Source organism: Limnochordia bacterium (assembly GCA_023230925.1).
Classification (GTDB): domain Bacteria; phylum Bacillota; class Limnochordia; order DUMW01; family DUMW01; genus JALNWK01.
In genome coordinates, this window is the sequence record JALNWK010000020.1 from 1 (window position 1) to 25,074 (window position 25,074).

17 protein-coding genes and 1 CRISPR repeat array are annotated in these 25,074 nt (G+C 50.8%); of the genes, 1 reads left to right on the forward strand and 16 read right to left on the reverse strand.

The window, feature by feature from the left end; translation table 11 throughout:
* Positions 1-24 precede the first annotated feature (24 nt).
* Positions 25-6,374: a CRISPR direct-repeat array (repeat unit 32 nt; unit sequence GTTTCAATCCACGCCTCCGCGTGGGAGGCGAC).
* Positions 6,375-6,544: 170 nt separating this feature from the next.
* The 15 genes from cas2 to M0Q40_06220 form a co-directional block, all read right to left on the reverse strand.
* Positions 6,545-6,835 (reverse strand): CRISPR-associated endonuclease Cas2, encoded by a 291-nt coding sequence (gene cas2, locus M0Q40_06150; protein ID MCK9222192.1) that lies wholly within the window; start codon positions 6,833-6,835, stop codon positions 6,545-6,547.
* 9 nt (positions 6,836-6,844) lie between these two features.
* A complete protein-coding gene (gene cas1c / locus M0Q40_06155; GenBank protein ID MCK9222193.1) occupies positions 6,845-7,876 on the reverse strand; it encodes a type I-C CRISPR-associated endonuclease Cas1c in 1,032 nt (343 codons plus the stop codon).
* Between the two features lie 13 nt (positions 7,877-7,889).
* Positions 7,890-8,627, reverse strand: coding sequence for a CRISPR-associated protein Cas4 (gene cas4 / locus M0Q40_06160; GenBank protein ID MCK9222194.1), 738 nt, complete (start codon positions 8,625-8,627; stop codon positions 7,890-7,892).
* Positions 8,624-9,625: a type I-C CRISPR-associated protein Cas7/Csd2 gene (gene cas7c, locus M0Q40_06165; protein ID MCK9222195.1), complete on the reverse strand. Its 1,002-nt coding sequence runs from the start codon at positions 9,623-9,625 to the stop codon at positions 8,624-8,626. The genes cas4 and cas7c overlap by 4 nt, the downstream gene beginning before the upstream one ends.
* Positions 9,618-11,366 carry a type I-C CRISPR-associated protein Cas8c/Csd1 gene (cas8c, locus tag M0Q40_06170; GenBank protein ID MCK9222196.1) on the reverse strand — a complete coding sequence of 583 codons (1,749 nt, stop codon included), beginning with the start codon at positions 11,364-11,366 and terminating at the stop codon, positions 9,618-9,620. Before cas8c ends, cas7c begins: the two co-directional genes overlap by 8 nt.
* Positions 11,367-12,092, reverse strand: coding sequence for a type I-C CRISPR-associated protein Cas5c (gene cas5c / locus M0Q40_06175; protein MCK9222197.1), 726 nt, complete (start codon positions 12,090-12,092; stop codon positions 11,367-11,369).
* Between the two features lie 19 nt (positions 12,093-12,111).
* Positions 12,112-14,376: a CRISPR-associated helicase Cas3' gene (cas3, locus tag M0Q40_06180; GenBank protein MCK9222198.1), complete on the reverse strand. Its 2,265-nt coding sequence runs from the start codon at positions 14,374-14,376 to the stop codon at positions 12,112-12,114.
* A 469-nt stretch (positions 14,377-14,845) separates the two neighbouring features.
* Complete coding sequence (locus M0Q40_06185; GenBank protein ID MCK9222199.1) at positions 14,846-16,153, reverse strand: ABC transporter permease; 1,308 nt, start codon at positions 16,151-16,153, stop codon at positions 14,846-14,848.
* Between the two features lie 12 nt (positions 16,154-16,165).
* On the reverse strand, positions 16,166-17,467 hold the full coding sequence (locus M0Q40_06190; protein ID MCK9222200.1) for an ABC transporter permease: 1,302 nt from the start codon (positions 17,465-17,467) through the stop codon (positions 16,166-16,168).
* Positions 17,464-18,756 carry a TolC family protein gene (locus tag M0Q40_06195; GenBank protein ID MCK9222201.1) on the reverse strand — a complete coding sequence of 431 codons (1,293 nt, stop codon included), beginning with the start codon at positions 18,754-18,756 and terminating at the stop codon, positions 17,464-17,466. Before M0Q40_06195 ends, M0Q40_06190 begins: the two co-directional genes overlap by 4 nt.
* Entirely contained in the window at positions 18,728-19,804 is a 1,077-nt protein-coding gene (locus M0Q40_06200; protein MCK9222202.1) for a TolC family protein, read from the reverse strand. The genes M0Q40_06195 and M0Q40_06200 overlap by 29 nt, the downstream gene beginning before the upstream one ends.
* A gap of 23 nt (positions 19,805-19,827) precedes the next feature.
* Positions 19,828-20,547 (reverse strand): ABC transporter ATP-binding protein, encoded by a 720-nt coding sequence (locus tag M0Q40_06205; GenBank protein MCK9222203.1) that lies wholly within the window; start codon positions 20,545-20,547, stop codon positions 19,828-19,830.
* Positions 20,544-21,830, reverse strand: a complete 1,287-nt coding sequence (locus M0Q40_06210) for an efflux RND transporter periplasmic adaptor subunit (GenBank protein ID MCK9222204.1) — start codon at positions 21,828-21,830, stop codon at positions 20,544-20,546. Before M0Q40_06210 ends, M0Q40_06205 begins: the two co-directional genes overlap by 4 nt.
* Before the next feature lie 68 nt (positions 21,831-21,898).
* Positions 21,899-22,180 (reverse strand): hypothetical protein, encoded by a 282-nt coding sequence (locus M0Q40_06215; protein MCK9222205.1) that lies wholly within the window; start codon positions 22,178-22,180, stop codon positions 21,899-21,901.
* 78 nt (positions 22,181-22,258) lie between these two features.
* Positions 22,259-22,621, reverse strand: a complete 363-nt coding sequence (locus M0Q40_06220) for a hypothetical protein (GenBank protein ID MCK9222206.1) — start codon at positions 22,619-22,621, stop codon at positions 22,259-22,261.
* Between the two features lie 420 nt (positions 22,622-23,041).
* On the opposite strand from M0Q40_06220, the gene M0Q40_06225 reads away from it, so the two are divergent.
* Positions 23,042-23,434, forward strand: a complete 393-nt coding sequence (locus M0Q40_06225; GenBank protein ID MCK9222207.1) for a SoxR reducing system RseC family protein — start codon at positions 23,042-23,044, stop codon at positions 23,432-23,434.
* Here the strand turns inward: M0Q40_06225 and M0Q40_06230 are convergent.
* Positions 23,431-25,002 carry a polysaccharide biosynthesis protein gene (locus tag M0Q40_06230; protein ID MCK9222208.1) on the reverse strand — a complete coding sequence of 524 codons (1,572 nt, stop codon included), beginning with the start codon at positions 25,000-25,002 and terminating at the stop codon, positions 23,431-23,433. The two genes, M0Q40_06225 and M0Q40_06230, sit on opposite strands and share 4 nt — an antisense overlap.
* Positions 25,003-25,074 lie beyond the last annotated feature (72 nt).

The window sequence follows — 25,074 nt, forward strand, 5'->3', positions numbered from 1 at the left end:
ACCCTGCCGGATGGGATTCAGATCGTTTCAATCCACGCCTCCGCGTGGGAGGCGACTGGTCGCTGATACGAACGGTTGCGAAGGGGACAGGTTTCAATCCACGCCTCCGCGTGGGAGGCGACTTCGACACGTGTATACATCCATATCACCATCCACTGTTTCAATCCACGCCTCCGCGTGGGAGGCGACCACGAACCGGGGCTGAGTTTGTACGGGAATTGGTGTTTCAATCCACGCCTCCGCGTGGGAGGCGACACTCGAGGTGCTCCGACCGGTGGCAGACCTTGACGTTTCAATCCACGCCTCCGCGTGGGAGGCGACCGAAAGAGGTCCGGACGCTCGGTGATATTGTCGTTTCAATCCACGCCTCCGCGTGGGAGGCGACGATACTACGGCGAGAGCCATTATGCCGGATGTGCAGTTTCAATCCACGCCTCCGCGTGGGAGGCGACGGGGGCTACCACCCTGCCGGATGGGATTCAGATCGTTTCAATCCACGCCTCCGCGTGGGAGGCGACACATTCCATGGGCTATGGCGCCCCTTGGCCGACGGTGTTTCAATCCACGCCTCCGCGTGGGAGGCGACTGTGTTCTAGCTTCTCATTCAGACCATATTCGTACTCGTTTCAATCCACGCCTCCGCGTGGGAGGCGACTCATATGTTCCATCGATGTTTTCGGCACCGTATGGTTTCAATCCACGCCTCCGCGTGGGAGGCGACATGCAGATGGAATACAGCATGTCGTGTTAAACGTGTTTCAATCCACGCCTCCGCGTGGGAGGCGACGCTTCTCGATCTGTTTTATCTCGGTTTCGACAAAGTTTCAATCCACGCCTCCGCGTGGGAGGCGACAGGCACTCCTGGATAGAGAATAGAATAATTTAAAGTTTCAATCCACGCCTCCGCGTGGGAGGCGACGTAAGTGTCGGGCGAATCGAAACCGTCATGCGGGTTTCAATCCACGCCTCCGCGTGGGAGGCGACGGATGGTGGGCAGGACGACCTCTGCAACCCAATCGGTGTTTCAATCCACGCCTCCGCGTGGGAGGCGACTAGGAAATTACGAACAAACACCATATGGTTCGCCGTTTCAATCCACGCCTCCGCGTGGGAGGCGACACAAGATATTTGAACTTGAAACAAAGTGTATCACGTTTCAATCCACGCCTCCGCGTGGGAGGCGACGGCAAGTGTGTGCGTCTTCGGCTCTTCTCCACCTCTGTTTCAATCCACGCCTCCGCGTGGGAGGCGACGAATCGAGAATAATTGTGGAGTGGTAGATGATGGGTTTCAATCCACGCCTCCGCGTGGGAGGCGACGTCTTTGTCGATACGGCTATGGGCGGTGCTTGGGGTTTCAATCCACGCCTCCGCGTGGGAGGCGACCCCAACAACCAGCCTGTCCACATTCGCAGTCATGTTTCAATCCACGCCTCCGCGTGGGAGGCGACTGATGCCTCCTCTCGTTCATACAGCCTTGTCCAATCGTTTCAATCCACGCCTCCGCGTGGGAGGCGACATATCCCGCGAGAGGTAGTAGACGAGCACATAACGGTTTCAATCCACGCCTCCGCGTGGGAGGCGACCTGCGTTTTGTCCAATGTGTGGCGAAGATACGGAGTTTCAATCCACGCCTCCGCGTGGGAGGCGACACGCTGCCGACACAGCGGGCCAGGAGGATTAACCAGTTTCAATCCACGCCTCCGCGTGGGAGGCGACATCCCGGAACAGCAGAAAAACCTATGTGGGACGGTTTCAATCCACGCCTCCGCGTGGGAGGCGACGGCACCGTTCTTCCTCTAATTTGGGCTCTATATAATGGTTTCAATCCACGCCTCCGCGTGGGAGGCGACAGGAGGCGTTCAGCATGTATTGCCGGGCAACAGGGGTTTCAATCCACGCCTCCGCGTGGGAGGCGACTTTGAGGACTTCAGTGCTTGATACTGAACCATCGGTTTCAATCCACGCCTCCGCGTGGGAGGCGACCTCGGGCTCATACCAGACCAAGGTCTTATGTGGGTTTCAATCCACGCCTCCGCGTGGGAGGCGACTAGACTGCATAGTAAAATGTCGGTTCACCTTGTGGTTTCAATCCACGCCTCCGCGTGGGAGGCGACCGCTATCTGCCGACCAGCGGATGCGCTCCCAGCGTTTGTTTCAATCCACGCCTCCGCGTGGGAGGCGACCACAATGGCGGCTCCGACGAGATCGGTAGGATGCGTTTCAATCCACGCCTCCGCGTGGGAGGCGACCGAACCAGAACAGGTCGTTTAGATCTGTCTCGCTTGTTTCAATCCACGCCTCCGCGTGGGAGGCGACACAAGCATAATGCAGATCGTATTGTCGCGGAAGTGTTTCAATCCACGCCTCCGCGTGGGAGGCGACACATCTCGTATACCATCCATTCCGACACTCCAAGTGTTTCAATCCACGCCTCCGCGTGGGAGGCGACATTACCGTGATGGCCGTGATCCGGCCACCAGTATGTTTCAATCCACGCCTCCGCGTGGGAGGCGACAAAGTTCTGTCCGGGAACCCCGGAAAGAGGCCGTTGTTTCAATCCACGCCTCCGCGTGGGAGGCGACAGAACCAGTAGAACAAGCAGTAGAACAAGCAGTAGTTTCAATCCACGCCTCCGCGTGGGAGGCGACCACCGTTCCCATCCTTGATGATTTCCCCCACATAGTTTCAATCCACGCCTCCGCGTGGGAGGCGACGCGAAAAAAATAGCTTCCATATATACCGAGTTTCAATCCACGCCTCCGCGTGGGAGGCGACTCGTATCATTTATACTATGCTTGTAAGTCAAAATGTTTCAATCCACGCCTCCGCGTGGGAGGCGACGGCTCATGACCTCCGCTCAACTTGGTGAAATGAGTTTCAATCCACGCCTCCGCGTGGGAGGCGACGCAAGCTTGGCGAGGAGTGGCGGGCGAGGACAGTGAGGTTTCAATCCACGCCTCCGCGTGGGAGGCGACGCCCTGTTGAGCCCCGTCAAAGGGTGAAGCCATATGTGAGGTTTCAATCCACGCCTCCGCGTGGGAGGCGACCAAGGGGATACCTAATGGGTCTCTCAGTAACATAAGTTTCAATCCACGCCTCCGCGTGGGAGGCGACCCTCTCCTGTCCAGACCTCGCCGTCTTTCTCCAAATGTTTCAATCCACGCCTCCGCGTGGGAGGCGACTTGATTGCAAGCTTTAATTGTAATCCTTGTTCTTGTTTCAATCCACGCCTCCGCGTGGGAGGCGACTATTTGAGCCAAGATGCGTATGCGTCAAGTGTGGGTTTCAATCCACGCCTCCGCGTGGGAGGCGACTTCAGAACGGATTTGTCACCTTATAGTTATGTGCGTTTCAATCCACGCCTCCGCGTGGGAGGCGACCATCGAGGACTGCGTGTGCGATAATGGGCTTCCGGTTTCAATCCACGCCTCCGCGTGGGAGGCGACATAAGTTGGGATGGCAGCCGTAAGGTGCATGATAGTTTCAATCCACGCCTCCGCGTGGGAGGCGACCTTTCGGCCCCATATCCAGATCAAACATGTGATGTCGTTTCAATCCACGCCTCCGCGTGGGAGGCGACGACCTGGTCCTGGCAGAGGACTGGGTCAAACAGTTTGTTTCAATCCACGCCTCCGCGTGGGAGGCGACAAACTCAAGGTATCCGTCCCGCCAAGCTGGTTCGTTTGTTTCAATCCACGCCTCCGCGTGGGAGGCGACTGACATGCATCCAATCGATATATTTAGGATTGGAAGTTTCAATCCACGCCTCCGCGTGGGAGGCGACCATACTACCGACTACTTTGTAGACGGCGTACCGGTGTTTCAATCCACGCCTCCGCGTGGGAGGCGACGATTTTGGCCGAAACTTCCGCTACTGGCTTAGAGGTTTCAATCCACGCCTCCGCGTGGGAGGCGACGGAACCCATGATCTTTCAGGGTTCGGGCAATGTGTTTCAATCCACGCCTCCGCGTGGGAGGCGACCATACTGCCATGGCGAAGGCTATATATACACACCGTTTCAATCCACGCCTCCGCGTGGGAGGCGACGAGTAGTACAAGAAGTAGTAATAGAACAGCACAAGTTTCAATCCACGCCTCCGCGTGGGAGGCGACAATGTTATCAGTCTCAAATACTCCACCATCCTGATGTTTCAATCCACGCCTCCGCGTGGGAGGCGACTCACACTCATGCGTCGCGCTCCACGAGTTCTTCGTTTCAATCCACGCCTCCGCGTGGGAGGCGACAGAAGTGGAGATCGACGACGGCAACAGTAAACGAGTTTCAATCCACGCCTCCGCGTGGGAGGCGACTTACGTTCCTAGGTCCCTCCCCCCCATGTACCGGAGTTTCAATCCACGCCTCCGCGTGGGAGGCGACGCTTGATCAGATAACCATTACCCCGCAACCAGCTGTTTCAATCCACGCCTCCGCGTGGGAGGCGACGATGCTGTTCGATCTGTTCCCGACTCATAACAACGTTTCAATCCACGCCTCCGCGTGGGAGGCGACGCCCATGGAATACTGACTTCGATAGCATGGCGAAGTTTCAATCCACGCCTCCGCGTGGGAGGCGACGCGAAAGATAAATCTTAGTCACGCCCGCAAGGTTGTTTCAATCCACGCCTCCGCGTGGGAGGCGACAGATTACGAAGCTATGCACGACATAGGAAACGGCGTTTCAATCCACGCCTCCGCGTGGGAGGCGACTAGGGGGGGCTATTATTGTTTTCAGAATTATCTGTTTCAATCCACGCCTCCGCGTGGGAGGCGACCCCCCCAATCGGCGTATTTGCTACCGTCATAACCGTTTCAATCCACGCCTCCGCGTGGGAGGCGACGTAGATCGGCGCAAACGTTTTCCCTGCACCGGTGGTTTCAATCCACGCCTCCGCGTGGGAGGCGACCGTGCGGCGAGCGCAACCACCAGAAACTGGCTGATGTTTCAATCCACGCCTCCGCGTGGGAGGCGACTGGTTTTGACCGGGTAACAAGTCAAACCCAACCAGTTTCAATCCACGCCTCCGCGTGGGAGGCGACGGCCGTCCACGCCCAAGCGGTGCTTGCGGCTTGTGTTTCAATCCACGCCTCCGCGTGGGAGGCGACACAACTGATCGCCATGTACCCGATAGCGGTCCAAGTTTCAATCCACGCCTCCGCGTGGGAGGCGACGGTGAGGGCGTCGATTGCCTCCCGGATGTCGTCTGTTTCAATCCACGCCTCCGCGTGGGAGGCGACACGCATGGTCATCGGATGCCCAACAGCAAAAAACGTTTCAATCCACGCCTCCGCGTGGGAGGCGACAGCTATCCCAATTTGGACATCGCCAACCTAACCCGGGTTTCAATCCACGCCTCCGCGTGGGAGGCGACTTTTGACTGCGCAATTTGATGCACAGGAACCAGAGTTTCAATCCACGCCTCCGCGTGGGAGGCGACGGCCGTCCACGCCCAAGCGGTGCTTGCGGCTTGTCGTTTCAATCCACGCCTCCGCGTGGGAGGCGACGAGGTGACCTTTTTTACTCCCTCTTCTATTTTAGCGTTTCAATCCACGCCTCCGCGTGGGAGGCGACGATGACCCAGAGATAGTTAGGGAGGACCTGGGTGTTTCAATCCACGCCTCCGCGTGGGAGGCGACCTGTATGGCGTAAATTTCGTCAGCCCTGTTGCCATGTTTCAATCCACGCCTCCGCGTGGGAGGCGACGAATCATATTTGTCATCCTCCTAACGGTATTACGGTTTCAATCCACGCCTCCGCGTGGGAGGCGACAATTTCCCCACCAGCCCGAACTGGGCTAATACTGCGTTTCAATCCACGCCTCCGCGTGGGAGGCGACGCTTTGTAATTGTAGCTGATAATCGGAGACAAGTGTTTCAATCCACGCCTCCGCGTGGGAGGCGACCGAGGGGAATATTTCCGGTGGATGGTTGGAGGTCATGTTTCAATCCACGCCTCCGCGTGGGAGGCGACGGTGGGCAGATGACCGCCATCACAGTTATTACAGGTTTCAATCCACGCCTCCGCGTGGGAGGCGACGGATTCCTGTGTGTTCGACGACGAAGACACACCCCGGGTTTCAATCCACGCCTCCGCGTGGGAGGCGACGACCTGATCGTCAGGCAACTGGAAGAGCAGGCAAGGTTTCAATCCACGCCTCCGCGTGGGAGGCGACACCGGGCAACTGCCGGAGGGCGCGAGAGTAATACGGTTTCAATCCACGCCTCCGCGTGGGAGGCGACTTGCGGCCGCGGGCGAGCTGATCGCCCGCATCAAGGTTTCAATCCACGCCTCCGCGTGGGAGGCGACACACGATAGAGTTTAGATTCTTCCGCGGCACTCTGTTTCAATCCACGCCTCCGCGTGGGAGGCGACTGTATAGGCTGCTATTGTGCCCTGCACCTATGTTTGTGCAGCCGATTTAGCGAACCTATCGAAAGCGGGTTCATTTCCTAGCTTGAAATCAACTCGATAAGCCGTCAAACCCTTTGGTGAACGTTCCTGCGAACCCTCCGGGGATTCCATGATAGCTTGAGGTTCGCAACTCATACTATCAACGGTCCTTCCGGGTCATAAGTTGCCTTCGCTCCTACGTGCTCGACCCTGTTTCTCCAGTTTCTCCCTAGATAGTAATATCGAAGACTATCGTAGTCTGGATCAATAGTAGCTTCTAGTTTCGACCGCATCATGGTCCATTGTGCAGGATCAACCACGCATTCGAAGACCGAATATTGAACCCTTTGACCGTAGTCCTCGCATATCTTCGCAAGCCTTCGCAAACGCGTTGCTCCTTCTGGCACATCTGTACGGACATCGTAGCTGACCAAGACCATCATCTAAGCCCATCACCTCCACATATAAGGCGGGTACTCGTCAATGTCTCCCCTCAGGTAGCGCGCCATTAACATGGCCTGAACGTGCATAAGAAGACCTATTGGTACTTTCTCACCAAGATAAGGATGTTCTATTTCGTCCATTTTGCGCTTCTGGTAAGCACTGATTATGGTTTTCCGCGTCTCGTCCTTCATAACAACAGCACCGGCCTCAGACCGTTCGAAACCATCCGACTGTATTTGCTTGCGGTTCACACATGTTAACGCTAACCGATCAGCAATAAACGAACGAAACTCCTCCATTAGATCAAGGGCCAGGCTTGGCCGACCCGGTCTATCACGGTGCAAAAATCCAACAGCAGGATCTAGACCAACTGTCTCAAGCGCCGACCCGACATCATGCATGAGTAGGGTATACAGAAACGATAGCAACGCATTCATATTGTCTAGCGGTGGACGTCTATTCCGCCCTTTTAAGTAGAACGCTTCCTTTTGCGCAACAATGAGCCAATCAAACACTCCAAAGTAAAGTCGCGCTGCCTCGCCTTCGAATCCCCGAATCTGATCAACATCGGAACAAGTCAAGAGTTGCTCCAGGATTTGGTCATATCTGTTAATTACCCTTTCTATTGCTACTTGATCTATCCTGTCTCGATAGTCCCGCAAGCTTCTACTTAAGACTGCACGAGAATTAACAACTTTTGCGATTACTATATTCCTTGCCACATCAGCTGTTTTTATAGAATCATCCGCCCACCGGTACTGTGTCCTTCTCAACAACACATTGCCGCTTACCGGCCCGGTAACGCGCGCTATGAATCGGCCATGTTCGGTCAAGAACGATATGGCAACATTACGGTCCGCGCATAGACCCATTAGTGGCGGGCTACAAGCTACTCTACCGATACACACAATTCCCGATAATGTATGTATAGGTATTCTAAAGGACGGCTGATCCTTCATCTTCACTACAACCGTCTCGCGTTCCCGAGCTAGATAAGCTCCTTCCGTAGTCACGTATAGCGTGTTAAGCAAACGTTTCACGCTAATAACTCCCTCATTTCCCCGATTCCTTAGACAGTGTTTCCTCCACTGCAGATTTCATATATGATCTGACACTCCTTTTTTTGACTAGTAGTGGCATACAGGCATCCACCAATGAACAAGCTTTACATCGGTTGCTATACTCTGCGGGAGGAGTCTTACCTTTCGTTGATAGCATGTGTAGCTCATTGGCTAACCTTTTGGTCTCAGCCCGCAACGTCTTGCTAAACTCCACATCTAGACGATGTCGGGATTGACCATAAAACAAAGCACCTCTTTCTATAGATACAGATAAGAGCTCCTCCAAGCAAATGGCTTGCGCACAAAGCTGGACTAAGTCACAGTTGTCTTTCTTTGCCCGCCCACGTTTGTATTCGACTGGGAAGGGTCTCCATAGGCCACTTAGGTTATCAATTGCCACGGTGTTCATGTCCCCATTCGTTGGATCCGCCCCAACCCGATGAAACTCTACCACATCAGCCTGTCCTGTAAGCCCAAGTTTCATTGAGCGTAATCTAAGACCCCGTACAATCAGCAAATCACCACGGAGTTCTCTTTGCGATTGGTGGGTACGCTCATGCAGCAAACGCCCCTCTGCTGTAAGCACATTTTCCTCCCAAATACACTCTAGGTGGATCAAGGCACACTGTCTTGGACAGAACGCCATGTGTTGAATCGCAGACAAGGGTAGCAGATCGTCCTCACTGTATAGCCCGGGCTCATGTTCCTGAAGCAATGAATCAGCAATCAAGCAACAACAACCCCGTCTGTAGTTTCGTTCCAAAGGATATCTACAGTACCATTCGTATCGCCTGCAAAACCAACCTCCACCCCATTAGGCAGCTTACTCTTGTGAAAGACTACTTCGTAATCGGCAAAAGTGCGAGCCGGTTCATCCGAATTCTTGCGTACTTCAATTAGATCAAATAGGGTATGTGCAGGTGCGCAACCTAACTTGGCTTGCTGCGCTCGTTGCTGTAGATCACTGTCGGTTCCGACGTGTCGAAATACTATCAGCTGCTGAACAGACATTAGTCCTTTACTTGCTGAACGATCATGTTCGTACATTCTCACTAACGCTTCCCACAATATTGAGAGGTCCTCTTCGCTAAACCCCGTATCCTGAGCTAAATTTGCACTTATGAATCCCTTCCCGATGTATAATCCATAGGGTATTAGAGATTTCCTTCCCATCGTCCGCAACTTGGACTCTTGTTGTTCAGACTCCCACTCCGCATACGCCTCACTCGACGGAAGTATACTCTTCGGTTCAGCGACAGCAACGCGGGTAATAGATATGTCGAGAGGCAATACAGGATCCACAGAACGGGCAAAGGTCATCTGGACCGGTCCCCGAACCTGACCGGCATTAGGGCCTGTGCTCATAACCGCTCCAAATGTACGCACATCGTAAAATACATCGCACATCCATTTTCTGGCTTTCTCAACTCGATCTTTCGGTGCTTCCTTACTTGTATAGCCCCCATTTGCCTTTTCGTGGGCCAACGCGATGGACCGGTTTAGATTCGTACTGTGCGCAACAAAAATTGCATTTGGTGCTTGGTTACCATAGGCAGCTTGCACGTAGTTGCGGACCCTTCTCTTGACCGCAACATCAGAAATGAGACCATGCATATCCTCAGGATCTACCCTTGGCGCATTTCCAGCGTCCGGATCCCCATTAGGATTTCCATTCTCGCAATCAACTAAATATAGGAACTCATAGCGGTTAGTTATCACTTTACTCATTGATAATATCTCCTTTCCCATCATTGGGTTTTTGTTTAGTACGCAAATCGGCAACTTGCTGATAATATCCTAGGGCAAATAGGCTCTGCTCCTCAAGGGTTAATGTAGACGGGATATTATCCTTAAGGCAAGTCCAAATATTAGCCAATTTCGCTTCGTACCAGTATGCCAGTCCTGCGTCGAGCTTGTCCAAATGGTATTGGCTTGTGCGGGTTAGCCTTCCTAGAACCAACGCCGGGGTACTGCTCGCAGACGCATAATATCTTTGCACCACCCCTGCGCCCACGTCACCCAAGGCAGATCGCTGTAAAGCAGCCAAGACGGCCATGAGACGGCCACAATGGTAAGCACCCTCAGGATGACTCTCATTGAGATATGGTGTAATCATGTTTGGTTCTCCTCCCCTTCGGCTATCACGAACATGATAGGCTTTCATTAGAGCAGCACTGTACTGACTAGGCGTTTCGCCGGACAATAGGCACGACCGCCAACGGATAAGTGCATTAGTTAAGGCGGAGCGTGGGAAAGGTTCATTACGAATAGCGCATCTCCACATGCGTGCTATGAACGGAGCAGACAAGTCATCCAAGCTTCGCACAGTGGCACCCAATATAGCTAGGAATTTGGGGGTACGTATCAGGCCTTGACCATCATTGCGAACTATGGAAAGGTCCTCAAACCAGCTATTAACATTGCCGACCAACTCCTCAAACTGGCCTTCCATCCAGTCCCGTACCATTACCCTTCCACTAGCTCCCGATAGATTTAAAGCGTAGTAACGGTTTGTTCCTAGTGACGCTTTTTCTCCACTACAAATAGCTGTTAGAAGTTCCCTCGCTTGTTTGTGAGCATCTTCCTCTTGGGTGGTCTTTCCTTCAATCAACCAGGGTATGGGGTCATCATCTGTATTGATCTTTTCCGAAAACCAGTATACAACTTTCGCACCGCCTAACCTCATACCATTTTCCCGGATTAACGTATTCAGCGCAGCACGGTATCCCGAAGCCACTTCAATAGACATAGCAGCATTGGCGGATTGTTCGAGATTAAACGAACAGTACGCAGACTTATTAAACCCCACCAAAGGACTCCCTACAGATACCCCTCCCACATCAGCCAGGCCTTCAATCTTAGGATGGGTCGCTGCCGGTTCGATGAGTTTACCAGTGATCATACACCGCATGCGAGGAACACCCTGTTTTTTCTTTTCTGGCAGCAATCCTGCTCGGAATGCACGCCACCAGTCGTGCCAGGCAGTAGACTCAACAGGGAAATCTCCATCAACCAAGACGGTGATGTCGTCGGTGGGTTTAGCTTTCTGTTCGGCAAGCTGTTGACGTATTTGCTCAAGTAACACTGAGTCACTGAGTAAATTAGCAATGTGTGCAAGATCAGGCATCACAACGCTCGCTTGTCTCAAAAGATCAACAAAGTATTCATGTTTTTCAATAGACTTCTGATCGGCCTTGGTATCGCCAGTCACCCCTAATAGGGTAACAACGCTAACCTTCTCGATCAGAAAATGGCTCTTGGTCTCGCCTCCTTGTTTCAGTTCTCCTTGAGTCAAGTCTGGGCACTTGGCAAACTCAAGTCCTTTGCCACCAGCATCGCCAAGCCGGATTACCTGTGGGTGCCCTCCCCGGGTACTGCAAGCAATCGCCCATCTTACTGTCTTAGGCTTAAAGCCCGGTTCAAAATCAAGATTGTGACTGTTGGCATAATCATAAAGCCGCTTTAGCACTTATCCCTCCTCCTTCTCCCCCTTTAGTACAGCGGGGTCATCATAATCTGGAACTTCTAGTACCCCGTCCTTAACCACAGCCTTAAATAGACTTATTGATGGTTGGCTTTGGCCAGTGCCGGGTTGAGACAGATCAAATACGTCATAGAGCACAAATCCAAGGTCGGCATTCCAAGGAACCGATCGCTGTAATTCCTCATTCTGATCCACGAGCCGGAAATAGGCAGGAAACTCACGGCAGCCAAGATAAGGCTGGTAAAAACACTTTCCTTGTCCGGCGCGGCGACGGAACTGAGCATCAAATGCAGGCAGCCGAGAACGGAATGCAGGCCACGGTACTATCCGGGCATGTAATCTGTACCTTACATTCTTCAATGCCATTGTCTGTCTTTGCGTTCGTTGCCCACTCGTATCATCTGCTACTAGTGGTTTAGGTTGCTTGCCTTTGATCCAACTGTTCACATTGCTGACCGATACAACGTCTTGTACTTCATTTCTCAGTAGGCCAATATAACTTGGAAAGGATAATGCCTCAATTCTGGTTATCTGCCACCTGAATTCAGCCTGAGACACATCCTTGCTAGGTTTGCAAAATATAGCGTCGTAAATGCCACGGGCTGCTGAGGGTGTGATAATCGGGTAGCTAAAACGCTCAACCTTTAACTCAGGCCGTGTAAAACATGCTAATTCCCCCCACACCTCCAAAACATGTTCTTTAGCTTCCATATCAATCCATCCTTTCATCTCATCTGTGGAAAAACCCCGGGCTATCCTGTGGTTGTAATCCTTTAAGCTGATCGTAATGCGGTCCTAAGTAAATATACCAATCATGGGCATTATCGCCGCTGTGACCTATCGGCACTGGCTCAATCCAGTCGAGAAGCGGATTATCCTTTCTTGGCCTGAACTCACCAACCGTATAGGGGCGGGCCTGTTGTATCCAGGCGCGATTAAGCCCAGTGTCTCGTACCTCGTCTGCGAGGACAGTGTAGACATCAGGGTCATACGGAACTAGTACATTAATGAAATCCTGAGGGATAACGCGGTACAATTCCGCGACTCTCTGAAAGTCTTGAATCTTGATCGCAGTAGCCAGATCGGGATACTGAATCTCGGGACGCGCGATACTATAGAGTAGTCGATAGTACTCTTGAAACACCGTTTCATCGCTAAGATCCATATTTGCTCCGTTCTGGCGCAAAACCAACTCCGCAACATTTGCCGCCTGCTGATATGCCGCGTCGGGATAAGCTCCGCCATCAGTCGACCGGAAAACGTATACCACACCCTTTTCCATATTCCCATGACGGTTACATCTTCCAGCCGCTTGGGTTATAGATTCTAACGGACCCCAAGCCCGATAGACAACAGGAAAATCCAGATCAACTCCCGCCTCTACACATTGTGTAGATATTAGTCTACAAGGCATTCCCTTATCTAGCCTTTTTCGCACTTCTTCTAACACAACCGTTCGGTGTGCGGGGCACATACTCGTTGATAAGTGCATTAATCCATTCGTATTTGCCATGCGATCTAAAAGCTCAATTGCATGACGTTTTACATTCACTATAGCTAAGACCTGCCGATGTTTTGAGATAGCTGTCGCCAACTCGTCAAAGGACAGTCTTTCCTCTTCTCGGGGCCAAACAACTCGGGTACGAGATGCCCGTTTCGCCAATTCTAGTTCCTTTGGTACAATCTCCCGTGGCTGCCAGCCTCTATTACACTGCTCCAAGACACTCTGATGTAGGTGTCCGAAGGCGGGTTGTGTCGCTGTCGAAAACACCACAGTTGCTCCATATCGTTCGCTTAGGTGCGACAAAGTCGCTAATGTAGGAATTAGTAGCCTAACGGGAAGTGTCTGTACCTCATCGAACAGAATCACACTACTAGCAAGACGATGTAGTTTTCGACATGCAGATGGACGGTTGGAAAACAACGACTCGAGAAACTGAACACTGGTTGTGACCACGATCGGGGCATCCCAGTTTTCGGCTAATAATCGTTCCTCATTGTCTATCTTACCTTCATCGTTACTCTTAGTACCGGCTAGTGAATGATTTTCTAACACAAATGTTCGTAAGAATTCCTCATCGCCCAGCGCAGCCAAAGCTTTCCGGTATGAACCTACAGTCTGTTCGATAATCGTAAGATATGGTATGACGACCACAATCCTACGCATATAAAACAAATGAGCGTGCTTAAGGGCAAAAGCCAACATTGAAAGGGTTTTCCCGGAACCTGTAGGAGCTGTTAGCGTGAATAACCCCGGATCCATCTCGGCCGAATCTAGACAACAGTCCAACAGATCGGCCCTTATTTGGTTGATATGCTCCGATGCATCCGAGGTTGCGGCCAGTTGCTTAATGTAGTCAAGAACCATCTTCAGTGCTTTGTCTGGATTCAACGAAGGTCCTTCAGGTCTGTACTTCTTGTCACGAGGGGTTTCTGCTGCAAAGTGAGCTTCGGTCTCCATAAAATCCGCATCAACAAGTGTAGAGAAGAGCATTCGAACATCCAACATGTCTGCTGCGTCGCGTACATCGGACCACAGATAAACAGAGTCTCCAATATCCTCGGGCAGAACCAAGCCATCGCCCTCAAAACGATCGACTAGGCTCCGTAGCTCCATATCATCCATGCCAATCGTGCTTCCAGCCATACCCCGGCCCGGATCAAGCTGAACCAAAGCATCCTTAGTACCTTGCTGTAAGCCAATATGGTGGCCTTGAACAGCAAGAGCAGAAGCAATACCTAGGTGTTTATATTTCTGCAGTAGTATCCAAGCACCCGCCGTCCAATGGTCAACACCATGTGCTTCACCCTCAAGGCGTTTTGCAAACAACTCACCATATTTTCCAATATCATGTAGTAAACCAGCGGCTTCAGCTTCCTTCCCCGCTCCAAAGGAGCGGGCATATTCCGCTGCACGCTTGGCTACGTCCTGCAAATGAGAGTTCACAGAATCCTTCCGGCCTGAGCGACTATGCGAATGGGCTAGATACTCCATCTTACAGCCTCCTTGCTTCTAAGACGAACCCATCAGCCTTTGTTATACAAGACGATATTCAGTTGATTAGTAATCGTTCCGATATACTTGCGCTTTGTAAAGAGATTTTCGACATGATTATGTGTAGTTCCTGCTTTTTCTTGCCACTTCCGTTCTTGCCCGGAGCGCGTATTCCATACCCGCAGAACTCTAGTCTCATAGGAATAGGAATGATTAAAAGAGGTCTTTGGTAATGATGACCATTGCCGAAATAGAGGTTCATCAAGAACGTCAGATACTATTATTCTGTTCCTGCGATTATTCAGTTATCTACCCTGTTTTGCCGCTGTTTGCCACAGAAAGATGGTCATACTGTATCTATCAGATGCTCCCAAATAACCGATAGTCAGGAATGCCAACTGACTTCAGGGAAAACGCAGAAGACAACCTTCCAGCTCCTGCTGATTTCCCAGAAGCATTGCAGGATAACCTAACCCTGTTCCTTTAAAGCTTCCACCGGTGTAAGCCTTGCTGCCTGCAAGGCGGGGTATAGACCAAAGACAATTCCTGATAGAAGCATGATTACTACTGCCACAAACGCGGCTAGAGGATACATCCCGCCCTCAATAGGCAGGCCACCATAAAGAGCTCGCATAATAAGATCTTCAAGGACATAGCGGCTGGAAAATGCTGCAACCAATAGCCCCAAGAGGCTGCCCCATAGGGTAAGCATGCAGGACTCGGTTAGCACCCACAAAGCTATCGAGCCCTTAGAAGCACCAAGACAGCGACGCAAACCAATCTCTTTTGTCCTTTCTACCACACTTACTAGCATAATACTCAAGATTCCAATGGCACTGACGATCACGGCAACAAAAGCAAAGCCGCCAAAGAACAAGGTCATGTCTTTGATCGTTGAGCTTAGGTATTCTGTGCGTGTTTTGAAATAGTCTGCCTCTATCTCTACGTCTTCCCCATACTGCTGCTTCATAATTAAACGAGCATCATCCACCGCCGCATGGATATTTCCATCGGTTCGGATGACAACCTCCCAGAAGGTCTCCTCTCGGTGGGACCTAGCAGGTGTTGGCGTAAAGTACTCTGTTCCCAAAGGAACAATGCCATGAGGTTCCATGTAGAATACAAGGGACTGAACGGTGGTAAAGGGGGCATAGACCCCGATGATGTCATATTCGAAGACTTCAGTATCGTAGGAATTTCTCATCTTAAGCTTCTTGCCAATGGGAGAGACATCACCAAAAAGGCCCTTGGCTATCGTCTCCGAAATGAGTATTACCCGGTTCTGGGCCTTTACGTCCTCATCCAAAAAGAACTGTCCCTGGGTAATCCGCAAGTTGACTGCCCTCGCATAATCAGGGGTGGTCCCAACAATGGTCTTGATGTAATACTCCTGTTCATTAAGCTGCACGATGCTGTGCCATGTCGATCTCTCAACGTAGACCTCTTGAATGAGCGGGCTACTTTGACGCAGTAACTCCAGATCACTTTGTCTGAATTCGTTAACGGACATATCCACTGCTTGCATCGAGATGAATTCGATACCACCTGAGACCTCCCGCGTCCTTGAATCACTTGGCTCTGTCGAAACCATTCTCAACGAGGCCATGTGTTCACCATACTGATCCCTGGACTGGGCAAGATGATCCTTGGCCTGGAAGTTCAGACTCAGCACGATAATCATAATCCATGTTCCTAAGGCAATCTCCAATATAGTCAGTAGGGTCCTGAGGGGCCGGCGTTTGATTAGCCTGCCGGTAAACCTAATAGCTTCCAGCATACCCATCCTCCTTTACTCGGTCCGTAATGCATCGACAGGATCAGTCTTGGACGCCTGATAAGCTGGGTAGGCTCCGAATAAAAGGCTCGTAGCAAACGCGATGGCAATGCCGATCCCCATGGCACCTATGCCCACTGCCAACTCATTTCCGACTAGTCTTTGTAATAGTAGGACCATCCCATGGGAAAAGCCAATACCGGCCACCGCTCCAAACACACCTAACACCATAGCTTCCAAAAGAAACTGTGTAAAAATCGAGGCAGCATTAGCACCTAGCGCCTTGGAAATACCGATCTGTCGCGTACGCCGTAGTACCCGGGCCAAGAGTAGGTTTAGAATATTGATCACCGCGATCAGAAGTCCCATTGAGGCAAACAGGCCAATTACTCGCGCAATAAACCTAGTATGTTTCTTTCCTTCTTCCCAGCTTAGGTAGGCCCCTTCCACGACCATTTGGTCACCGAAATAAAGCTGGGCTGCTCTGCGAATGTTATAGTATGCTTGGCCTATGTCTATGCCTGGTTGTACCCCCACAGTAAACCAGTCCCTGCCAAAGGATACGCCCTCTGGATAAATGGACTCTAAGGGGACCATGAGCCATTGCCCGGGGTCTTCCCAGTACCGCCAATGATCCTCTCCGTAGTCCTCCTCATGGCCTTTTACCACCCCGATAATAGTAAACGACATCTCTTTGTCATCATACCTCAATAGGGGAAGAAGCTGTCCTACGGGATCCTGTTCCCCAAACACGCGCCGAGCAAGCTTATCTCCAATCACTGCTACGTTGTTCCGTGCTTCCACATCTTCCTCCAAAAACCACTGGCCGGCAATCAACTCATAGCCATAGAAGGCCGGTACATCCACAGTCATCTCCAGGATCTCAATCGAATTCTCTGGCCCTCTAAACCTCATCTCCTCCGGTAGAGCCTCCTCTGACTCCGGCAGTAGCGGACACGGGAGGGCTGTTCTCATCTCCATGAAAGCTAGGTACCCTTCGGGCAGGAGCTGTTTGAACTGAGTCAAATCCTCCAATTTTATGTTGACGGGCTCTTTATATTCCACCGGAACTACCGGGGACAATGGTGCTTCGTAGTCCCGGATTTCCCGTTGTTGAGAGACCTGAAACGTGCGGAAATAGCCCCTCTCCCACATAGACTGTTCCTGAAGGGCTATCAAAGAAAACATTGACAACACAGCGATAATCACACCAACCCCTAGACCAATGGCGAGGACAATCAGTAGTGACTCAAAAAAGCGGCGTCGGGACTGGCGCCAAGCCCACCATAGCTGGTTCTTTAGCTGCAAGATACTCACCGTCCTTTAACTTCCTCTTCCAGAGAAAACCCACATTTGTGAAGAAGCTCCAGCTGCAAAAGCTGATGATCATGCTGTGTAGACCGAATCTGCAACGCAAGCTCCTCTAGGTTAAGCTGAACCCCCCGCAATGTTAATTCGGTGATCATTCCCGCCTCAAATTGGCGCTGAAGTTTGTGTAGTTCTGTCTGTGTGTTGGCTAGCCGCTCTTCTAATCGTTGTACGGTATCCTCTAGTAAAGAAAGCTGCCTAAACAAACTTACAGTCTCTTGCTCTACACTGAACGTGGCCCTTTGGAGACTCAACTGTGCATTTTCCACTGCTAGTTCTGCCTCTTCGATTTCAAGGCCCCTTGTGGGATACAGCGCAGAAGTCGCGGTTAGGTACAGCCCATAGTCGGTGCTTTGGGGTTCCCAAGAACAGCCCAAGGATAGATTGAGATCCCAGCCTTTGGTCCTTTGTAGCTCTTGTAGCTTGCTCATAGCAGCATCCAGTGCTTCTTGTGCAGCAGATCGGGTGGAGCTATGTTGTATAGCCCTTTCCATCATTTGCTGTTGATCAAGGCTGACTGGAACAAACCCTGGATCTAGACTAGCCGGGTAAATATCCCCCAGATCCAGCAATTGCATCAAATCCTCCTGGGCCTTTTTCTTTTGGAGTTCCAATGTAGCAATCGTAGTTGTAGTTTTTTCAATCTCCTGCAAAATGCTAAAGAGCTTGCTTGACTCAGCGCTGGTTAAGAGCATACCGGTCTTTTCATCTTGGTGGTATTCGAGCATCTTTCTACGAAAAACCAATTCCCGGTCCGCCCTCTCGTACTCTACGAAAACACGGTAAACTTGCTGAATAACCTCATTTCGCGTCTTAGTAAGCGATGCGTCATCTGTAGCCGCATCGGGCTTCTTGGCAGCACGAAACAAAGCGTAGTCTACACTGAGCTCAGCGGAAGGATGGTACTGTATCCTTTCTTCTACTTGAAAGGCAATCTGCCCTTGCACACTACCGTGCTCGCCCAATGGTAATCGCAAAGACAGCTGTCCTTTTGGAATGCCTAGGCCCGAGGGACCAACGGCAATCGGTGTACTCTGAAACTGCACCACAGGCAAAATTCGTTCGGCATCGATTTTTCGTTGGGACAGTTCCCACTGCCGATAGAATAACTGTAACTCCTTGTTCCGCTGCAAAGCTAACTGGACTGCTTCAGACAAGGCTACAGGCTCTACCGCACTGACAGACCAACTTGTCACAAAAAGTGCCAAACTAACTAGCAACAACAGTATCCGACGCATCCTGTTCCTCACTCCAAACCGGCTTGGTTACCCCAATAAGTTCGAGGAAATCGTGGCTTCCCTGGCTGTGAGCCCATTTTGCCTCCTTCAAGGCACGTTCGGCATCGTTATACCTTTGCTCTTCCTGAGCAAATTCCTCATCGCTTAACAAACCCGCTTGATACTTTGCTTTCGCCGAACCTAACTCTTTTTCGGCCAGTACCAATTCCCGCTGCTTGGCCTCAATATCTTGCTCGCCATTCTTCAAGGACCAGAAGGCAGAACGTACCTGGAAATAGAGTGACTGGTTCACCTTCTCCAGGTTCAGTATGGCTTTCTCCAATTGAAGCTGGGCCTCCTCGAGCTTAACCCGGGGCGTATACTCATTATCCAGGTTTGAGACATTGACCCTTGCAGTATCCACTGCCTCTTGGGCGGCCTTTAACTCCTTACTGACAGCAAGGGCACAATCATAGGCTTCATCAAAGGAAACACTAATGGGCTCAAAATGTGGTTCAATGAATTCCGCCAAGAGGATTTTCTGGTCAAAGGGCAAACCAAGCAGTTGCCTAAACTGAAGATACTCTGTCTCCAGGTTATGTTCAGCGTTTATGTAGGCACTTTGGGCTAGGGCAATCTGGTTCTCTGCCCGGAGCAAGGCAATCTGGGGAATAAGACCGGCATTATACCGAACCCGCTCTTTCTCTAAGTTGATCTTTGCTTGATTAACGCTATCTAAGGACTTGGTCACCGTCAGTTCCGATTGCAACAGCTTATAGTAGTCGGATACAACTTTCCGGGAGATAGATGCTCTCTGTTGGGTATATTGCTCTGTAACCTTCTGCAAACTCTCTATAGCAGCAATATACATCTGCTCATCGTCCACGATCCGCGCCCGCTCCACTTCCCTTTGAGCCCAATCACAGTCAAGCCTGAGGACTCGTAAATCAAGATTGTTCTCCAGGGCAATGTCAATAGCGTCAGCCACCTTGAGTTCTAAGGTTTCAGCAAAGGTTATTGTAGTAGCACAAATAAAAACAAATAGTAATGGAAGGATCATACGTCGCATAGGACAAACCTCCGATCAATTTATTATTGAGCAAAATCCTGGAGAATGAATTCGGGAGCAAACCGCCGGGTAATTGGTGCATCTTGGGCAATCTGTCCATCCTTAAGTCGGATCAACCGTTTACCGAAGGATCCGGCCCAAGGATCATGGGTCACTAACACGATAGTAGCACCACCGTCATTGAGTTTCTGCAACAACCGCAGAATCTCATCACCCTGATCACTTGCTAGATTACCTGTGGGTTCATCGGCTAGAATTAGCGTGGGATCATTGGCCAAAGCCCGAGCGATCGCCACCCGCTGTTGTTCACCACCGGACAACTGATTTGGATAGTGATGGAACCTGTGGGCAAGCCCCATCATATCCAGGAGTTCCTGTGCCCGCTTGGCCGATTCGCCTTTAGGTTTTCCAGCATACATCATCGGCACTTCCACATTTTCCAGGGCACTTAACTCGGGAAAAAGATTGTACCCTTGGAAAATGAAACCGAAATGGCGATTGCGGATTCTGGAAAGCTCCTTGTCACTTAGCTCCGTAATATCAACATCCTCCAGCAAATAGGCACCACTTGTTGGTTGGTCAAGGCCACCAAGTATATGCAACAGGGTGGATTTACCCGATCCCGAAGGACCCATTACCGATAGGAATTCGCCCCTTTGGATCGACAAATCTACCTCCGAGAGAGCTCTCACTTCCACCTCACCACGATAGTAGCACTTGCTTACCGAATCAAGTCTGATCATTGCATGCGCCCTCCTTCGGGATTTACCAAAATCTCCTCATACTGTCTATATTCATCATAGGAGCTGGTAATTACTTTCTCCCCTGCTTCGATACCCTCCAAAACCTGAACATAGTTGCCCTCCATAATCCCGAGGCGTACATCCTTTCTAAGCGCCTTATCCCCTTGGAGCACGTAGACAAACATTCTCTGACCACTCACTAGATAGGGCCCCCGGGGTAGGCATAGGCTGTTGGGATGGTTCCTGACATGGATATCCACAATGGCACTACTACCGGGACGCAACTCCTCGGCTGAACCGTCAATCTCCACCCGTACAACCACCGTGGGGCTCTCCCCTTTGGTATCAGCAGAGGGAGCGATGTAGGTAATATGACCGGATAGTAACGCCGAGCCAACAGCGATACTACAAGTCTGTCCTTCAGATAGACGATCAGCTTGGGTGCTGGTAACCTTAATTTCAACAATCTGGTCCGTCACATCCGCAATTCGACCGATTATTTTGTTGGCTGGCACCTCTTGGTTCAGACTGACTTCCAAGCCTAGGATCCGACCGTCTATCGGTGCGTAGACCATTAGGCCCTCAATTGCTCGTTCTATCTGCTCCAGCTCCGTCTCGGCAATCTTCACGTTTACCTCGGCATTGTCAATGCTTGCTTCAGCCCTTCGCGTCTTTACCTCTAGTTGCTTTGTGGCCTGCTCTAGATTGCGTTGGGCCTCTCCAAGAGCTTTTTGGGCATCTTGGACTTCCTTTTCGGATATGGTGCCGTACTGAAAGAGTTGCTGTAACAGATCTATCTTTTCCTGAGCATCGATGACTTTTTGTTCCCCATCACGTAGGGCCTGTTCAGCCAAAAGCAGGTCCGCTTCCGCATCATATTGGGCTGTGGCCAATTCGAACTCCATCTGATTTAGCTTTCGTAATCCTTCATCCCGCTGCTTCAGGAGTCTTGCTGACTCCATAACCAAGATCGGCTCACCCGCGAAAACATCCTGGCCCTCTTGCACCAATATCTGACCAATGACCCCTTCCGCCAACGTATGAATCTCCTTAACCTTACGGGGCTGGAGACTTCCTACTACGCTAAAGGTCTCAGTGAAATCCCTGGTTTCTACTACGGCGTAGGAGTAGTATTCGAGAAGAAAATCCTCTTCCTTGGGTTTGAAGAAGTAATAGGTGCCTACAACGATGGCAACAAGAAAGGCTACTACGAATAGTAATAGGCCGAGTTGTGAGTTTTTACGTCGCTTCTTAGGACGTGATACGATAATCTTCTCTTCCAAGCTTCCCCACCTCTTTTTTCAAACTACGGACCGGAAGCTGATCACTGAAGATGAGCCATAAAGACCATCTATTCTTCATCCTTAGCCAGTTCTTCGAGGACCTCATCCAGTGAGACCCCTCCATCAGCAAGATCCATTGTGCCAACCATCGCACTTATTGCTTCGAGATCATCAATCAATTCTAGGAAGTCCTCGAAGTTAAGAATAATGGCCATAGGCTTGTCCAATTCATCGTCGGCAACAGTCACGCAAACACCACGCTCAGCCACCCGGCCCATCACCTGATCAAGGCGCGTCCTAAACTGATGGTAATCTAGTTTACCAATTTCCTCAAAACGCTCTGTCCACATTAATGGCATCCCTTCCATCAAGATAATATTCCGTCTTAACTAAAATACTCCTGCTCAAACCTTGGTATTCACCAAGTATTACCAGAAACCCTTTCTGCTATTACGTCTGAGTGCCGCAAATGTCATTCGGATTAGACCAAAAACCAAGATCACCATTCCGATGAAGCGTAGCATAGAAAGGATGCTCACCACAAAGGAGAGCAATGCACCAAAGGCACCGAGTATTCCCTGAGCAACGAGGGTGCCGGTAAGGATTGCTGCTCCAACTAATAAAGAGGGCAAGCCTGTGAAATTACGGAAATTCATCTTCATCCCCCCATTATCCTTCTTAACTACATTAATATGCTGGAGGAAGAAGAGGTGTGCAGCATAATCCTTTACTCCGTTACCGCAAACCCTACGTTTATCTAAACCTAAGTCCCGTTGATAGAACAGAATCACTAACAGCACGTTCCATTGTAGCATAGAGATGTTAATTAACTGTTAAATAGGGAAGCGCGTTGGAGGAAGGAAAAACTGCAACTCTCACCAAAGCCACTCTTCCTGTATACCATAACGAGCAGCCCGTTAACTACCCACAGTTGGAGCCCTTCAAGGATCACGTACAATATCGCAGCTTCCACCTTAATCACCGTCTTTGCAGATCTCTGCCGCCCGGGACTACATCCCATGGTCTACAAGGGCAAATTACAACCGAGACAATGGTACTGGCTATTTGTTCCAAACCGAACATGAAATATGGGTTTTGCCGTTCTTAATATAACACAAATACCTACGTGATCAAAAGGTTTGTAGCTTCCATTGCCAAAGGACACCCTCGGTGTTAGAATCATCTTGAGGACATCAAGAAGGGGTTTTATCGTGAAGCAGAAAGCTGTCGTGGTCAAACAACTTGCCGAAGGGCAGTTGCTAGTACGGGGAGAACGGTTAGAAGCCTGTGGACACAACTGTCAGGAATGCAGTGGTTGTCCAAGCACCGTAACCTTGACTCCAGTGCTTGATACCACCGGTGCCAAACCGGGAGATCGGGTATTGATAGAACTGCCGGGAACTACCGTATTGCCGAGATTGGCCTTTGTGTTGTTTTTCCCAATGGTGCTCGGTCTAGTAGGTTATTCCCTTGGTCATTACCTGTTCACACAAAGGACTACCCTCCTTACGATATTGTTCGTCATCTTCGGTTTCCTTTGCGTTTGGATTAGGGAACATTACTATGCCGCTCCTTTAGTGGTACGGGTTGTCAGGAAGCTCTAACGGTTAAAGGGGCCGATGGCCAATAGACGTCGATACATATTTTGTCCGGAGGCCGTAGCAAGTAACAAAAGCAGATACGTAAGAATAATCGTAATACCCGCCACGATCAAACCTGGAAGCAGGCTCTCTTTAAGTAGGGAGAATACCAGAAGACCCGCAATCCCTGCGGCTGCAGCTGCAAGGGATGGGGCTAACACCGCCCCCACCCAGTTCAGCCCTAAGGAGCAAATTCGGTTAATGCTAATCAAGTTTAATACAGCGCCCACCGTAAAGTTGATCACTGAAGCCATCGCCGCCCCCCGGATCCCCAGAGGGGAAGCCGCGAGAAAGTAAACAGCCAGGGTATCGGCACCTAGACCACACATGTAGTTGCGCAAGGAAATCCCGGGTTTGCCCAAACCTTCGAGGATACCTTGGGATGTCTGTCTTAAATACGCGAAGGGACCACCTAAGGCAACAATTGCGGCAATCATTGCCGCTTCGGGCTGAGCATAGACTAGCTGACAGATTGGTCTCGCAAGACTCACCAAGGCCGCCACAAAAGGTAAGCCCGTGACAATGCTAGTCTCAAGTGACGACTTGATCCGGTACTGAACCATGGCCCAGTCCCCTTTCGCACAGGCAGCAGAAATGCTTGGCACCAAGTTCCGAGATAGGGAGAAGCTAATGATATTTGGCAGAAACACAAGGGGAATGGCAACACCCATCAGTAAGCCGAATTGCTCAGTGGCTTGGGGTACGGAAAGTCCGGAGAACTGCAGTCTTGCCGGGATTAGGAGTAGGTTAAAGGTCAAACTGGCTGAACTCACCAATTTCCCTACGGCTACCGGCCACGCCAACTTCACGACCCGGTCCAAGGATACAGATTGAATCACTCCTTTGGTCAAGGTGGCTTTCCGATCGATCAAGTACATCATACTCAGAATAAGTGCAAGAACAATCCAGCTAGCAAACATGCCGATGGCGATGGCTTGAGCAGCAAAGACAGTATCGGCTCCTCTGGAGAAATACACTAAACCCAAGGTGACTCCGGCAAAGGTAAGCTGCTCCATTACCTGGGCAAACCCAAGACTAAGCATCAGCTTGCGTCCTTCAAAATATCCTTCAAGGAGAGTCGCTACGGGTCCGATTACCAAGCAAGGCGCCAGGGTCCAAGCTACCTTACCGGCCCGGGGATCACTAAAGGCTATCTTGGAGAAGGGACCTAAGGCAACCCACAGACCGACGATAGAAAGAAGGCTGGTAGTTAAGGTAATTCTTAGACATTTACTGAGTAATCGATGGGCCTTTGCCGGATTATTTGTGGCAAACTCCTCCGCTACCCGCACCGATAGTGCATAGGGAATTCCCGCCGTGGCCAAGGTAAACAATGTGACATAAACCGGAGCTGCCATTCGATATAAGCCCATCGCCTCACCGCCTGCCCAGCGAATAATGCAGGCAGAATAGACAAATCCAATGACTCGGTTAATGAAACCACTTAAGGTAAGCACCAATGAACCGCCAAGGAAGCTCTGCCCCGATGGGGCACCTTTCGTTGGGAGGAATCTAGAGATTAGTCTGCGCAACACTAGGATCACCCTTTTTGTAAGAGTCCATCACCTAATTCTACTCACAGACTCCACAAAACAGAACAATGA